The organism is Spirochaetia bacterium (genome assembly GCA_022482625.1).
Taxonomy (GTDB): Bacteria; Spirochaetota; Spirochaetia; order Sphaerochaetales; family Sphaerochaetaceae; genus Pleomorphochaeta.
In genome coordinates, this window is record JAKVOU010000001.1 from 1,650,278 (window position 1) to 1,666,284 (window position 16,007).

Genomic DNA, 16,007 nt, shown 5'->3' on the forward strand with positions numbered 1-16,007 from the left:
ACAATTATACAAAGATTGCAGATCAGCAAGCTTATGTTCGTCAATCGCTTCGCCATCATATACAGATAACCCTGTGTGTTCAGATAGTAACTTTTCTGAAATAAAAAAGGAAGCCCCTTCCGCAGGAATGATATAAAAACCATCCCCGGAAGCTCTCCCTTTGACCACGGCAGCAGGCATTTGTCAACGCTTGCTGAACTGGAACTTGCGTCTTGCTCCCTTCTGGCCGAACTTTTTCCTTTCAACCATACGGGAATCCCGTGTCATGAATCCATTGGAATGCAGGACAGGACGATAGTCCTCGCTTTTATTGCAAAGCGCACGGGCAATACCATGACGTGCGGCACCAGCTTGGCCGGCAATACCGCCACCGGAACATCTGATGATAACATCATATTTGTCAAGTGTCTCTGTTACGACAAGCGGCTGCTTGAGCATGTCAACAAGAAGAGGTCTGGTAAAATATTCATCGGCACCTTTTCCATTGACAGTAATCTTTCCATTACCAGCACGCAGATATACGCGCGCAGTTGCAGTTTTCCTATGGCCGACGCCACGGCCGAGATTGATGGTATCTGAAATTTCTTTAGCCATTTTGCTCCCCCCCTTAAAGTTCTACCTTGATAGGTTGCTGTGCTGCATGCGGATGATCTGCACCTGCATATACTTTCAAATTGGTAAAAAGCTTTCTGCCAAGAGGTCCATTGGGAAGCATACCCTTAATGGCATGTTCCATAGGGAAACAAGGCTTTCGAGCAATTACATCTGCATAATTCTCAGCTTTGAAACCACCAGGATAATTGGAATGCCTGTAGTACATTTTGTCAGTATACTTCTTCCCTGACATTGCAGCCTTTGCTGCATTTACGATAATAACATAATCCCCCATATCCTGATGAGGTACATATTCAGGTTTGTTCTTGCCACGGAGGATACGTGCAGCAGCAACGGCAACATGTCCAAGCTCCTTGCCTTCGGCATCAATAAGATACCATTTTTTCTCCATTGTCAGTGGCTTTACAAAAATAGTCTTCATAAAATCTACCCTACATATTCATAAAATTTGACAGTACAGGCAATACTACCCGCACTTACCCGACAGTCATTAATTTTCATGGCCTTCTTCCTTATCCACCTCGCTGTCATCTCTGTCAGTACTTCTCTTCAGTGAGCAACCTGAAGATTTCCGTCCAGGAAGGCAACAACGTGTCCCGGGCTACCAGTACCAGGCCATAGGCAAAAAGGTAACTTCCAAGAATGTCCCAGGGAAAGTTCGGGTTTGCGGGACAGACCGAAACAATGCGGCCTTACTTGGATATATGACCTCTTGTCAAATGGATGGCTACCGGCTGCAAGAAAAAAAGCAATCCAGAAATCCATCGATCGGTTTGAGAAACCAGCAGATAGACTCCCATGTACTTTTCATCCTGCTCTTTGACGTCATTGTTCACCTTAACGTCAGAGAAGCCAGAAAAACACCATGGCATTGACATGATATATTGCCTTTCAGCAACACATCCTGTCACAGATTCATTTCAAATGACACACACTCTGACCTCTCTTGGCCGACTATGCGACAGTCCTCATTTTTATCACAGTAACAATTCTTTGTCTAGTAGGGAACTCAATCCTTTGCTATTTTTTCCAACATAGCGAACTGAGCCCTATATTTTGCAGTTTTCCCTGTATCATACACGACGAAAAGGACCATATGATCGCCACTTCCATCAATTTTTCTAATCCAGCCTTTCCCATTCCTGTCACTGTATACTCTGTCCCCGACCTCAAAGTCAGAGCCGGCAGCATCCTCTCTTTCAGGCTGTTGGTAGGTAAAAGTCCTTGGCTTTGATGAAAAACCTGTAGTGACTAAATTACTATGCTTACGAGTCCCACTTCTATAATCAGAACGGTAAGATGATCCTCCGTTCCATTTCCTTTTTTCCTCCAGTCTGCTCAGACCTGCATAACCGGAAAACCTGTCTGTTTTCTTTTCCACAATCTCATAAAGCCCTTTATCGATCTCACTGAGGAAACGGGAGGGGAGCCTGCCATATTCAGTATGGCCCCATACTTTACGGGATTGCGCAGTAAAAAGGTGAAGCTCACTGCGGGCTCGAGTCGAAGCAACATAAAAAATCCGCCGTTCCTCTGCCTCATCATCACTGCCGGTTTCACATCCATACCCAGGGAAAAGATTCTCTTCCAATCCCACCATGAAAACCCTGTCAAATTCCAAGCCTTTCGTATTATGCATCGTAATCAAAGTTACTCCAGGCTTTTCTGAAGGGTCATCATGCCCTATCTTTGTATGGTCAAGAGAAACTTCTTCAAGGAATGAAAGCAAACCATCTTCAGAAGAATCATAGTTGCTGAGGGCATTGACCAGCTGGTCAAGGTTTGAGACCTTGTCGGTCTTGTCTGCAAGGTCTTTGCTCTGATAGAAGTCTTTCAGTCCGGACTGTTCAATCAGGTAAATAGCAGCATTGACCAACGAATCTGCTGAAATCATATCATAAGCTTTCAACATCATATCCAAGAAACCCAAGGCATTGGCCTTGGCTCTGGCTGAAATGAGGTCACGGTCACAGGCCGCTTTGAGCGAAGCAATGACATCGCCATTGAATTCCTCTGACAACGATAGGATCTTTTCCTGTGTCATATTTCCTATACCTCTCGGAGGTTTGTTTATCATGCGGGAAAATGAGACGACATCCCTGCTGTTCTCAAACAGATAAAGCAAGGAAATCACATCCTTGACCTCTTCCCTGTCATAGAACTTGAGCGCTCCGACAACTTTATGAGGGATACCCATCCGCGTAAAAAGTGTTTCAAAAGGTACAGATTGGGCATTGGTCCTGTATAACACGGCAGATCCATCAAATTTGCCATCTTTCATCAGTATGTCTGCAACCTGTCTGGCTTCTTCCGTTTCGTCAGAAACAATATGAAGTACGGGTTTTTCTCCCCCCTTCCGATCAGTTCTGAGCGTCTTGTCATATCGTTCCTTGTTATGCTTGATGACACAGGAAGCCAATTTCAGGATTGCATCGGTAGACCGGTAATTCTGTTCGAGCTTGACGGTCCTGGTACCAGGGTAATGTTCAGGAAACGACAGGATATTCCTCACTTCCGCGCCACGGAAACGATAAATGCTCTGGTCATCATCGCCGACTACACAGACACGTGTATCAGGACCTGCCAATCGTCGCAGAAGCTGGAATTGTGCAATATTGGAATCCTGATATTCATCGACAAGAACCACCTTGAACCGATTCCAGACATGATTCCTCGCATCAACACTTTGATCCAGCACCTTGATGGAAAGTTTGATCAAATCTCCGAAATCTACATTGCCGGTATTGCGAAGCATATCTTCATATCCCCGGTAATATCTTTTGATCTCATACATATGGGAATAACTGGACAAATCGTCATCAGGTCCCAAGCCTATATCCTTGAGCTTGCTGATCAGCTTCATTATGGGAGCAAGATCTTTCTTACGTTCATTAGGAAAAGCACGGGAAAGCACAGCCAAGGAATCTGCATCATCATAGATGGAAAAGCCATGGTCCAGTCCAATGGTATCTCCATGAAGCCTAAGCAACCATACTCCGAATGAATGAAAGGTCTTGATGAAAAAATCATTCGTATCATAGTCAGGAAGCATCTGTCCGACCCTATTTCTCATCTCACCGGCAGCTTTGTTGGTGAAAGTCACTGCAAGGATCTGCCAAGGCTTTATGCCGCACCGTTCGACACAATAAGCAATCTTTGTCGTGATGACCCGTGTTTTTCCTGACCCAGCCCCTGCAAGTACAAGCAGAGGATGTTCCATTTCCAATACAGCTTCTTTCTGAGCTGGGTTCAAGTCATCGAGCCATTTATCAAGATCAGCCATTGTATTGCTCCAAAACTGCAGCATCCAAGTCTACACCGTTGACTCCTCTGATTCCAGCTTTTACCAACATACCAGGCAACAGGTCCCTACCCATGACGACAGTTGCCCCATCAACCTCCGGTGCTTGGCTGTATATCCTACCGATGGAAAGGTCTTCTCCTTCTATTTTCTCTTCAATAAGTACATCATAGACATTCCCGACGAATTTCTTTTCAAGAAGTTCTGCAGTAATAGCCTCCTGTACGGACTCCAACTCTTTTTTCCGTCTGGCAGCTTCCTTTTCATTCTTCTTTTGCGTCTCTGCACTTACCAATGCATATGCCTTTGTATTTTCTTCCCTGCTATAGACGAAACAACCAAGCCAATCAAACCGGGCTTCTTTCACAAATGCAAGCAATTGCTTGAAATCATCTTCCGTCTCTCCTGGATAGCCCAGCATCATGGTGGTCCTGATTACTGCATCAGGAAGGCCGGAACGAATCTTATTGACCAGGCTCAGATAGGTATCGGCATCCCCGGTCCGTCCCATGGAACGGAGGACAGGTACTGCTACGTGTTGGATAGGAATATCAAAATAAGGCAAGACCTGTCTGTGGGACTGTACAAAAGCAACCAACTCAGGAGGAAAAGCATCAGGATGAATATACAGTAACCGATACCGATAATTCCCTTCTATCTTACAGAGATCATCCAACAGTTCCATGAAATGGGATTTACCATCCATATCCTGGCCATAGGCAGCCAGATCCTGGGCAATGATATCTATTTCTTTTACACCCTTGTCATGGATCAAGAACCTGGCATCATCCAATATACGATGAGCAGGACGGGAACGAAGGGGCCCTCTGATTATCGGAATCGCACAATAGGCACAGCGATGATCACATCCTTCACTGATTTTAAGATAGGCACTTCCCTTGAAATTGAGCAGTTCATTACGCTGATCATCTTCTCTGTCTGGATCAGGATATGAAGGAGTCAGGACAACCTGTCCGTCATCCTGTTCCATTTCATCCAGCAATTCATTCAACCTTCCCAAATCTCTATTTCCGAAAATTGCGTCAGCCTCCGGAAGTTCCAATTGATCTGCATACCTTTGTGCAAGACAACCTGAAAGTATGAGCTTCGCCTTTGGGTTGAGTGCTTTCAAAGAAAAAAATGCATTGATGGATTCCACCCTTGCAGGTTCTATGAAACCACAGGTATTTACGATGATAAGATCAGCCTGTGAAGCATCCAAGACATGTTGCCACCCACGGTCTGAGAGCAACTTGAGCATAACTTCAGCATCGACTTGATTCTTAGCACATCCCAGATTCTCCAAGTATACTTTCTTGGACATATGATGTTCACCTCTGCAAAATAGATTCTCTGCCACACAAGGCAAAGGTCAAAGGACGACAGTGCCGGCCCTCCCTTGGAAAGACCGGCATCCTACGAAAAGAAAACTTATTTTTTCTCTGCAGGCACACGATGCTGCTGAAAATCCTGCATAGCTTCCTTTTCACTGACTTTACTATAATCACGTTTTTTGTCATATAGCCAACAGGCCACCTTATGCTTGTCATCAATATCAAAAAACGGAGGAATATGGCAAGTACACCAAGGCATACGCTTGGAACAGCGGGCTTCAAAGTAACACCCGATTCGTTCCTTGTCCGGCGAAGGCACATCACCATTCAGGATAATGCGCTGTCTTTTCCTTTCAATCTTGGGATCCGGAATGGGAGCAGCAGAAAGCAAAGCCTGTGTATATGGATGAGCTGGTGCATCATATAATTCGCCAGCTTCTGACAATTCCATGATTTTTCCCAAATACATAACGGCAACTCTGGTTGAAATATGCTGAATAACAGCCAAATCATGAGCAATGAACAGATACGTCAATCCCATATCTTTCTGTAAATCTGACAAAAGGTTCAGTATCTGGGCTTGAATAGAAACATCAAGAGCAGAAACAGGTTCATCAGCCAGAATGATTTTTGGCCGCAAAGCAAGGGCACGGGCAATACCGATCCTCTGACGTTGTCCGCCGGAAAACTCATGTGGATATCTGTTCTTGAAGACTTTATTCAGGCCAACCCGTTCCATTAAGTTCTCGACCCGTTCCTCAATCTGCACATCAGTCATCTGGGTATCCAGCATATGCATCTTGTTATAGATAACCATTGGCTCTGCAATGATAGAGCGAACAGTCATCCTAGGATCAAGAGAAGCATATGGATCCTGAAAGATCATTTGGATCTGACGTCTGGCCAACATAAGTTCTGATTCGGACGCCGTTACAAGATTATGTCCATCAAATATCACCGAACCACTGGTTGGTTTGTAAAGCTGGGCAATGGACCTGACTGTTGTAGATTTACCACAGCCGGACTCACCTACGATTCCCAGGGTCTCACCTTCATACACATCAAGAGACACACCATCAACAGCCCTGATATCTCCGACCTTGCGATTCAGGAAACCGCCTGTAATCGGAAAATATTGTTTCAGATCCTTTACGGACAACAAGGGTTTTCTTTCACTGCTCATCACTGCCCTCCTTGGTTGCCTGCTCCAACGCCTGGGCAATTTCTTCTTCACTTGCATAAAGCCAACAGGAAACTTCATGCCCTGGACCAATTGTCTTCATAGATGGTTTTGCTTTCTTACAGATTTCCATAACCTTATGACAACGTGGATGGAACGGGCAGCAAGGAGGCAAATCTATGACATTCGGAGGCTGTCCTTCGATGGAAAACAACCTTTCTTTCCTAGATGTAGTATCCATGCGAGGGACACTGGCAATCAATCCTTCAGTATATGGATGACAAGGCTTCTCAAACAAATCATCAGTACTTGCTTTCTCAACAATCTTACCTGCATACATAACACAGACTTTGTCACACATACCGGCAACGACACCAAGGTCATGGGTAATGAGTATGACAGCAGTCCCCAGCTTTGCATTGATGGATTGGATCAACTCAAGGATCTGCGCCTGTATAGTAACATCCAAAGCTGTAGTAGGTTCATCAGCAATAAGCAGATCGGCATCACAGGAAAGTGACATGGCAATCATGACTCGCTGTCTCATACCACCGGAAAATTGATGCGGATAATTGTCAATTCTTTTTTCGGGACTTGGAATACCTACAAGTTTAAGCATTTCAACTGAACGTTCCCTAGCCTGCTGCTTTGTAACGGAATCATCATGCAACATTATTGTTTCAATCATCTGAGTAGAAATTCTCAAGAAAGGATTGAGACTGGTCATAGGATCCTGAAAAATCATGGAGATTTTGTTTCCGCGTATATTCCTGAGTTCTTTTTCGGGAAGTTTCAGCACATCCACGGTCTTGCCGGTTGTTTTGTCAGTGAAAAGCACTTTGCCCCCGACAATCTTTCCAGGCGGTGAAGGAATCAGTTTCATGATGGAAAGATTCGTTACGCTCTTTCCGCTTCCAGATTCTCCGACAAGCCCTAGGGTCTCTCCCTTGTGAATCTTGAATGAAACCCCATCTACAGCCTTGACGACTCCGGCATCAGTTCTAAAATAAGTCTGGAGCCCTTCTACATCAAGAATCATATCATTGTCATCATGTATTGCGTTTTTTTCTGGCATCTGCATATCTCCTACAGCTGGTTCTTGCTCTGGGGATCAAAGGCATCCCGTAGTCCATCACCAAGAAAATTCATGGCAAAGAGAAAGGCAGTCATTGCAATCGAAGGGAAAATCAATCTCCACGGATACAAAGTCATACTTGCAACGCCGTCACTGATCAGAGAGCCCCAAGAAGCATATGGAGCTTGTACGCCTAATCCAAGGAAAGACAAGAAAGATTCTTCCATTATGAATCCAGGAATACGCAAAGTTGAATATACTATAATGATCGAAAGGGAATTCGGAATCATATGGCGGAATATAATCCGCCAGGTCTTTGCGCCCATCGAACGGGCAGCCTCGACATATTCACTGTTCTTGAGGCTCATTATCTGCCCACGGACCATCCTGGCTATTGTGAGCCAGCTGACCAGTGCCAATGCCACAAACAGATTTATGATATTTCTTCCGAATACTGCCATGCAGATAATGACAATCAGCATATAAGGCAAACCGTACAGTACATCAACGATACGCATGATCAGGGAATCAACTCTCCCGCCACGGTATCCGGCCAAAGCTCCCAGTACTATACCTATAAAGACAGAACACAATGTCCCGACCAAACCTATAAGCATCGAAATCTGACCGCCATAGATGATACGGGCCAGCATGTCACGTCCACTGTAATCCGTTCCAAGCAAATAATGCCTGCTGTCTTTTTTTGAAGCCTGCACAGAAGCCACCACATTATCGGAAACCTTCATGTCCTCAGAAAAAGGAAATTGCACTTCTCCGGTTTTATTCTTAGCCTTGATATCTTTTGTGGCGACCCGGATACTTTGTGCTTTGATTTTTCCAATAAGATTCAGCTTGACCTTTTCGTCATATTCAGATCCCATTGATTTTCTCTCATTCTTGATCATGAGCTCCAAATCAGCATCTGAAGGCTTTGAATCCGTACCGTTCTGAGCCAAGACTTCATTTTCTATAAGACTGTGCATTTCCTGGTCCAGCTGCTTGTTAACCTTTTCCACGTCGATTCCAAGCATATCTGCATAGACTTGGGACAGTGTCTTGTTGTTAAGTTTTGTTACAGATTCTTTCTTACCATTCCGCGTCACATACATCTTGCTGACATCTATGAAAAGATCTGTATCAATTTTTTTCTGAAGACGATCGATTGCCTTCTGGTCACTGTCACTCCAATGGAAAGTACCGGCTGCAAGTTGGGCTTCACCCTGAGCATAGCATATATTCCAGACTTCATTGGTCTTGTTCATCTTGATCAGCGTCTTGATCTGCGCATTCAGCTCATCCCCAACTACCAACCTGCCGTCCTTCCAAGCCTGGAAAAACAGGTTGTTGAGTTTATCCTTCATCATGAGATCCCCAGCTGTCTTGTTCCATGATGGGGGCAGGTTCTGGTGATCAAGAATGATTTCATCATAGGGATGAATAGGAAGCAACGGTGCGGAAAGTGCCAGGCAAGCATAAATGATTACGACAAACATACCGATGACAGCCATTTTGTTTTTTTTGAGACGTTTCCATGCATCTTTTGCCAAGCTATTGCCAACCATGACCTGATCAAACTCATTGACTGCAACTTCTCGCTTATGCTTATCTTTCAATCTATGTAAAATTTTCTTCATTTTTCCATCTCCCCCGTTCAATAGGTAATCCGCGGGTCAAGCAGGGCATATACGATGTCCACAAGGAAATTCATGAAGACAAGGATAACCGAAAAGACGATGACAACACCGACAATCAGGGTGTAGTCCCTGTTGAAGGAACTTTGTACAAAGAACTTGCCTATGCCAGGAACTCGGAATACTTGTTCGATGACTATTGAGCCAGTTACAATACCTGCAAAAGCAGGCCCCAGGTAACTCACAATAGGGAGCATTGCACCTTTCATGGCATGTTTCATAATGATTGTCGAATTTTTCATTCCCTTGGCTTTTGCTGTCCGTATATAGTCACTTCTCAGCGTATCCAGCATAGAAGACCTTGTCAGGCGTGCAATAGTAGCAAAATAGGCGAATGATAGAGAAAGAGCGGGCAATACGATAGTAGAATATCCCTCCCCCGTCGTATACCAGCCCGAAGTAGGAAACCAATGGAGGTTCATCGCAAAAACCAGTTGCAACACAGGACCGATAACGAATAGAGGAACAGAAATTCCGATGACAGCCAGCCCCATCGTCAGGTAATCAATCCAAGAATTCTGGTACACAGCTGCCAAGACACCGAACAGGATACCGAATATAAGAGCAAGTACCATAGCAATAGAACCAAGAACAACAGAATTCGGCAATGAATGGCCAATGTAATAATTGACGTTATAGTCTTTATATTTATAGGAAGGACCCAAATCACCTCTCAATACATCGAACAGGTACCTCCCATATTGCTGGACAAGTGGTTCATTCAGGTGATACTTTGCTTCTATGTTTTCTTTTATGGTCTCTGGAAGTACTCGTTCACCATCAAAAGGGCCGCCAGGTGCAACCCTCACTATAAAAAAACTTAGGGTAATGATCACCAATAAGGTAGGAATCATTCCCAATAGACGACGTACAATATATTTTGCCATGCCTTCCTCTTTTAAAATACCGACTGACCAGACACCAAAGAACATATTGGAACCTGTTTGAGCATGGTTACTGATAATACAGGAAAATGACATTTTATGCAATATATATACATTTATTTATTGCAAAAGCATATAACTCCAATTTCACCTCTGCAGGACGGTCAAACAGATCAAAGACTGTACATATTCTCTGCATGTTTATGACATTATCATTCCTTAAAGATCCCTAAAACCAACATGCAGATCCATATCCCGAGGGCGGTCGACATATAAAGGCAAACCGGTAAAACTGCTGATTTTCGCTGCACAGCTTTCACTATGACCTGCACTCCTATGTTCTGCGACAGCTTCAATCAAAAGCAGTTCATCATCTGACAACCGTATGCCAAACTTCAGATAGGCACGATAGCGCCTATGTTTCCGATCTTCCTTTTTTTCCTTTTCATATGTTCCCTTGATGAAATGAGTAACTTCAAGGGTGTTTATTTCATCATAGGGAACAGAACGTCTGCTGACAAACGGGAATACCCCGAATCTGGCAACGACTTGTCGATTTCCATTGTCAAATAACCAGTCTTCCTTGTAAAGCAAACCAATCAGAGCTAAAAAATCCATGATAAAGGGAACAAGAAGATGATCGCTTGTACCTATGGACAGGTAGTAAACAAGGTAGTAACTCAGGTAGATAAAGAAAAATAAACACATTATATGGACAGAACGTCCACCTCTGTAACTAATGGTATTCCGTTTTTGTTTGATATGCATAGCTATATAGTTCCTTAAGTACCAATAATATGAATAATCAGACGCCTTTTCTCCAATTGCTGATTTTCATACTTGACTGAATCGTTATTACATCGTTTACTTATACTAACGTATCGTTTCATCTTATTGCAACGATAAAGGAAACATAGCAAACCAAGTATCAAGGAGATTACCTATGAAGAAGACATTGTCCATTGCTTTATGCCTGCTTCTGACGGCAACCGTCTTTATTTCCTGCGGGAAAAAAGCAGAGACGGCTACTACAGAAACAGCTACAAAGACAGAAACAACGGCTACGGCTGCTCCTACGACAACAGCACCTGCTGCTGCAACAACTACTACAACCACTGCCACTACTACAACCACTGCTCCCGCTGCTACGACAACAGCACCTGCTGCTCCAGCAAAAGAAAGCGAAGGCGTAGTATTCCGTATTTCAAATGGTGCAGAACCAGAATCTCTTGACCCGGCCCTGATCCAGGGTGTCCCGGAACACAGAATCTACGACGCACTCTTCGAAGGCCTGGTCGCACCCGACCCCAAGACCTCAAACGCCATCCCCGGCCTGGCAAAGAGCTGGGAATCCAATGCCGACGGCACGCAGTGGACATTCCATCTGAGAAAGACCACATGGTCTGACGGCACACCGATCACCGCAAAAGACGTAGTCTACTCATGGCTGCGAGAACTCGACCCGAAGACTGCAGCCCCGTATGCATGGTTCCCATGCATGTTCCTCAAGGGTGCTTCCGACTATAACAGCGGCAAGGCCGGTGCTGACACAGTCGGCATCAGGGCCCTTGACGACTACACCTTCCAGATGGACCTCATCGGACCTATTCCGTATGCCATCGATGCCCTTACCCATTATTCCTTTGCGGTCGTCCCGCAGCATGCCATCGAGAAGTACGGCGACAGCTGGACGACTCCCGAGAACTTCGTAGGCGACGGCCCGTACGTATTGAGCAAGAGGGTCGCACAGTCCTACATCGAATGCGTGCCGAACGAGAAGTACTGGGACAAGGACAACGTCAAGCTTGACAAGGTCATCTTCCAGTCCTCCGACGACGACAACACGAACTACAACATGTACATCAACGGCGAGACCGACTGGGTCACGACCGTACCGAATGACATGATCAGCAGTGCCTCCATGAGAGACGACTTCAGCAAGTACCCGCAGCTGGCAACCTACTACTACACGTTCAACTGTACCAAGGCCCCGTTCAATGACGCCAGGGTCAGGAAGGCCTTCTCACTTGCAGTGGACCGCCAGGCATTGGTCGACGGCGTGACCAAGGGCGGGCAGATTCCTGCCTACGGCATGGTGCCCCCGCTTTCAGGCTACGACAAGATGGCAACCCCGTATGACAGCCAGGATGATGCGAATGCAGCAGCCCAGGATCTCCTGTCCCAGGCCGGCTATCCCAACGGCACAGGCATCGGTCCCATCACGATCCTCTACAACACCAACGCAAGCCACAAGGCAATTGCTGAGTTCATCCAGCAGGAATGGAAGAACAACCTGGGTGTTGACGTTACACTGGAGAACGAGGAATGGTCCACTTACCTTTCCGACAGGAATGCCGGCAACTTCCAGGTTGCAAGGGCAGGATGGGTCGGAGACTATCAGGATCCGAACACGTTCCTTGACATGTTCATCACCGGTGCCGGCATGAACGGCGGAAAATACAGCAACGAGACCTATGATACGCTGGTATCTGAAGCTGCAACGCTTCCGGCTGGTGAGGACCGCTTAGGCGTTCTCAAGACTGCTGAAGATATCCTCGTCAACGAAGACAGCGCAGTGATGCCTCTCTACTACTATGTCACCCTCAACATGATTGACACAAGCAAGTGGGGCGGCTGGTATCCTAACACGATGGATATCCATCCGGTAAAGGACATCTACCTGAAGAAATAGTTCTTCTCACGAGAATTATAAAGGCCATCTCCTCGGAGGTGGCCTTTTTCTGTACCAACTCTCCAATCATTCTCTATCTTTCAATGGACGAAATAGCGGGAAAACACTATCATGCAGAGCATGGATACTCGCATTACTCCTACAGACATACAAGGCACAATCACTATACCAGGATCAAAGAGCCAAACTATCAGAGCTCTGTTGATTGCTACTTTTTCAAAAGGCAAATCTAGGATTGAAAATGCCCTGTTTTCTCAAGATACCATAGCTTGTATAAAAGCTTGTGAAGCATTTGGCGCAAGGATTACAGAAAAAGACACGACGTTGCTTGTCAATGCAACAGACGTCGGCAGTGATGGCACACCATTGTCAATTGACTGTGCAAACAGCGGTACGACACTTTATCTGGCTGCAGGCCTTGCTGCTTCTCTGGGGAAAGAAATCACCTTTACAGGAGACGAACAGTTATGTAGACGCCCTATCGGTCCATTACTTAGGGCCTTCAGTGACCTTGGTGCCATTGTAACCTTATCCGATTACCCACCTTTCACTATCCAGGGACCATTGAAAGGTGGTTCAACCTCAATTGACTGTCCTACAAGCCAATATTTATCTTCATTGTTGCTGGCAGCAGTACTCAGCAAAGGTGATTGTGAAATCACGACACCTTTGCTCTATGAAAAACCCTATGTGCGCCTGACCTTGGCTTGGTTGGACAGCCAACACACCAATTATCACATCAGCAAGGACCTGCAACATAGCTGTGTTGCCGGAAACCAACAATTGTATCCGATCGATGTTACTATCCCCGGTGATTATAGCAGTGCCACATTTTTCTTCTGCCTAGCAGCAATCAGTGCAACGACTCTGACTATACAGGGTCTCGATCCTGATGATACACAGGGAGACCGCCATGTATTGGATATTCTTGCAAAAATGGGATGCACCTATAGTTGGAAAGGACATAGCATCACAATAACCGGCCCCCAAAAGCTCAAGCCATGTACTTTTTCCCTCAATGAAATGCCTGATGCATTGCCGGCTTTGGCTATAACAGCCTGTTTTTGCAATGGGACAAGTGAAATCATAGACACACCCCAGGCAAGGTTGAAAGAAACAGACAGAATTGCGACCATGCATGCAAATCTGAATAGACTTGGAGCAGAAACAGAAGAAAGACCAGCAGGATTGGTCATACATGGAACAGGAAAACTCAACGGAGGAACCGTAGAGGGATATGGTGACCACAGGATCATCATGGCAATGGCCATAGGTGGTATCAGGGCAGAATCACCTGTTACTATCAAAGGCAGCGATGCCTGTGCAGTAACTTTCCCGACTTTCTTTACTCTGCTTGAAAGCCTCAGGCAGAAACATTAGGATATTTCCAAGCATAGAACTGGGAGGGAAAAACACGAATGCCATCACAAACCGTTTACGATCTGAGAAGTGACACCATAACAAAACCGACAGAAGGTATGCGACAGGCAATGTCCGAAGCAGAAGTCGGTGATGATGTCTATAGTGAAGATCCTACAACCAATAAGCTTGAAGCTCTTGCAGCAGAACTGACCGGCAAGGAAAAAGCTTTGTTCGTTACCAGTGGAAGCCAGGCTAACCTGATTGCTTTATATCTCAACGGAGGCCGAGGCAATGAGGTAATATGTGCAGAAAGTGCCCACATCGTACAGCATGAGATAGCTGCCTGTACTGCCATTGCAGGGATACTTCCCATTACCATAGATGCTCCGCGAGGCCTGCTCAAAGCACAGGACATAGAAAAGAAAATCAAACCCACAGGTGTCTATGATATGGCCCATACAAGTTTGATTGAAATTGAAAACACCATTGCAGGCAATATCTATTCCCTTGAAAGACTATCAGATATCCATAACGTAGCAAAAAAACACAGTCTTCTTATACACATGGACGGAGCGAGACTTTTCAATGCCCAGGTTGCTACCGGAATTTCTGCAAGGGAATATGCAAGATATTGTGATAGTGTCTCCTTCTGTCTCTCAAAGGGATTGGGAGCACCGGTAGGTTCCATGCTATGCGGCAGTGAAACTTTCATACACAAGGCACGGACTCTCAGAAAAATGCTGGGAAGCGGTTTGCGGCAATCAGGTATACTGGCAGCTGCCGGAATCTATGCCTTGGAACATAACGTTGAACGGCTCAGGGATGACCACCAGCATGCAGCTCAAATCGCAAATGCACTGAGCCAGACAAATTGGGCTAAAGTGCAAGGACATATACAGACTAATATCGTGCTCTTCTCAGTAGAAGGAATTCCCGCTCCGACTGTTGTCAAAAGACTAGGAAGCACAGGCATACGCGCAACCACAGAAGGATCCTATGTCAGGTTAGTGACGAACCTCAACCTAAATTCACAAGCTATCGATGAAGCCTGCACGATTCTCTTCAGCTTTGATCCCTATAAGGAAGTACTATGACACACGTACTGCTTTGTTTCAGCGGGACGGGTAACAGTGCACACATGGCCCAATACTTAAGTCAAGCAATGGAAGATTGCAACATCATGCAGTTAACAGATGTGATGGAGGGGAAAAGGGATTTTACGGTTCCGGAAAAACTGGGATTTGTTTTTCCAACCTATGTCGAAATGCCTCCGGAAATAATTATCAGATTCATCAGGGAGCAACTTGCAACCCAGGATCTTTCCCCTCTGGGCTATCTCTATATCGTAACTGACGGAGGAGCAAGGCATCCTACCTATTGCCACAAAGCCATTGAAGCAGAACTGTCCAAAGCCGGCGCATATGCCTCCTATTATGGCTATGTCAGCATGCCTGACAATTATCTGCGAATCAAAGGCAAGGCAACAAACAGCAAAACAATTGCCAAAGCAGATAAAAAACTTAAGATAATTGCTGATGAAATCAAAAATGAAAAACTTAAGCCCCCGGCATTCAGGCCATTGCCTCGTCTGTTCATCAACCTCTTCGGCTCTCTGGCCTCTCGCTTTAACGTAGCAAGCCACTTTACTGTTACAGACCAATGTACCGGCTGTGGACGTTGCTACCGTAGTTGTCCGGCTGGTAACATCAGCATGCAGGATGGCAAACCCACGTTCTTGCAAGGTTGCCAAAATTGCTTTGGTTGCATCAGCTATTGTCCAGCAAAAGCAATCCTCTATAAGGGGAAAGAAAGGACTGCGAGATATACATTCCCGGATGGTCCTTTTTATATTGAATATAGGAAATGAATGGTA

At 45.4% G+C, this 16,007-nt stretch carries 13 protein-coding genes and 1 pseudogene; 4 read left to right on the forward strand and 10 right to left on the reverse strand.

What is annotated here, in order from left to right:
* Positions 1 to 183 precede the first annotated feature (183 nt).
* From rpsI to LKE40_07610, 10 genes and pseudogenes are all read right to left on the reverse strand, one after another.
* Complete coding sequence (gene rpsI / locus LKE40_07565; protein ID MCH3917306.1) at positions 184 to 594, reverse strand: 30S ribosomal protein S9; 411 nt, start codon at positions 592 to 594, stop codon at positions 184 to 186.
* Between the two features lie 13 nt (positions 595 to 607).
* Entirely contained in the window at positions 608 to 1,036 is a 429-nt protein-coding gene (rplM, locus tag LKE40_07570) for a 50S ribosomal protein L13 (GenBank protein MCH3917307.1), read from the reverse strand.
* A gap of 588 nt (positions 1,037 to 1,624) precedes the next feature.
* Positions 1,625 to 3,898, reverse strand: a complete 2,274-nt coding sequence (locus LKE40_07575; GenBank protein MCH3917308.1) for an ATP-dependent helicase — start codon at positions 3,896 to 3,898, stop codon at positions 1,625 to 1,627.
* Positions 3,891 to 5,240 carry a 30S ribosomal protein S12 methylthiotransferase RimO gene (gene rimO / locus LKE40_07580; GenBank protein ID MCH3917309.1) on the reverse strand — a complete coding sequence of 450 codons (1,350 nt, stop codon included), beginning with the start codon at positions 5,238 to 5,240 and terminating at the stop codon, positions 3,891 to 3,893. The genes LKE40_07575 and rimO overlap by 8 nt, the downstream gene beginning before the upstream one ends.
* A 107-nt stretch (positions 5,241 to 5,347) precedes the next feature.
* On the reverse strand, positions 5,348 to 6,433 hold the full coding sequence (locus LKE40_07585) for an ATP-binding cassette domain-containing protein (GenBank protein MCH3917310.1): 1,086 nt from the start codon (positions 6,431 to 6,433) through the stop codon (positions 5,348 to 5,350).
* Complete coding sequence (locus LKE40_07590) at positions 6,423 to 7,505, reverse strand: ABC transporter ATP-binding protein (protein MCH3917311.1); 1,083 nt, start codon at positions 7,503 to 7,505, stop codon at positions 6,423 to 6,425. Before LKE40_07590 ends, LKE40_07585 begins: the two co-directional genes overlap by 11 nt.
* Before the next feature lie 11 nt (positions 7,506 to 7,516).
* Positions 7,517 to 8,410, reverse strand: coding sequence for an ABC transporter permease (locus LKE40_07595; protein MCH3917312.1), 894 nt, complete (start codon positions 8,408 to 8,410; stop codon positions 7,517 to 7,519).
* A gap of 546 nt (positions 8,411 to 8,956) precedes the next feature.
* A pseudogene (locus tag LKE40_07600) lies at positions 8,957 to 8,998 on the reverse strand (hypothetical protein).
* A gap of 158 nt (positions 8,999 to 9,156) precedes the next feature.
* A complete protein-coding gene (gene oppB / locus LKE40_07605; protein MCH3917313.1) occupies positions 9,157 to 10,083 on the reverse strand; it encodes an oligopeptide ABC transporter permease OppB in 927 nt (308 codons plus the stop codon).
* A 216-nt stretch (positions 10,084 to 10,299) separates the two neighbouring features.
* On the reverse strand, positions 10,300 to 10,698 hold the full coding sequence (locus tag LKE40_07610) for a hypothetical protein (GenBank protein ID MCH3917314.1): 399 nt from the start codon (positions 10,696 to 10,698) through the stop codon (positions 10,300 to 10,302).
* A 325-nt stretch (positions 10,699 to 11,023) separates the two neighbouring features.
* Between LKE40_07610 and LKE40_07615 the strand changes: the two genes are divergently transcribed.
* The 4 genes from LKE40_07615 to LKE40_07630 all read left to right on the forward strand — a co-directional run bounded on the left by LKE40_07615 (position 11,024) and on the right by LKE40_07630 (position 16,001).
* Positions 11,024 to 12,772 (forward strand): peptide ABC transporter substrate-binding protein, encoded by a 1,749-nt coding sequence (locus LKE40_07615; protein ID MCH3917315.1) that lies wholly within the window; start codon positions 11,024 to 11,026, stop codon positions 12,770 to 12,772.
* A 111-nt stretch (positions 12,773 to 12,883) separates the two neighbouring features.
* Positions 12,884 to 14,152: a 3-phosphoshikimate 1-carboxyvinyltransferase gene (gene aroA / locus LKE40_07620; protein ID MCH3917316.1), complete on the forward strand. Its 1,269-nt coding sequence runs from the start codon at positions 12,884 to 12,886 to the stop codon at positions 14,150 to 14,152.
* A gap of 38 nt (positions 14,153 to 14,190) precedes the next feature.
* Positions 14,191 to 15,228, forward strand: a complete 1,038-nt coding sequence (gene ltaE, locus LKE40_07625; protein ID MCH3917317.1) for a low-specificity L-threonine aldolase — start codon at positions 14,191 to 14,193, stop codon at positions 15,226 to 15,228.
* Entirely contained in the window at positions 15,225 to 16,001 is a 777-nt protein-coding gene (locus LKE40_07630) for an EFR1 family ferrodoxin (protein MCH3917318.1), read from the forward strand. Before ltaE ends, LKE40_07630 begins: the two co-directional genes overlap by 4 nt.
* The last annotated feature ends 6 nt before the right edge of the window (positions 16,002 to 16,007 follow it).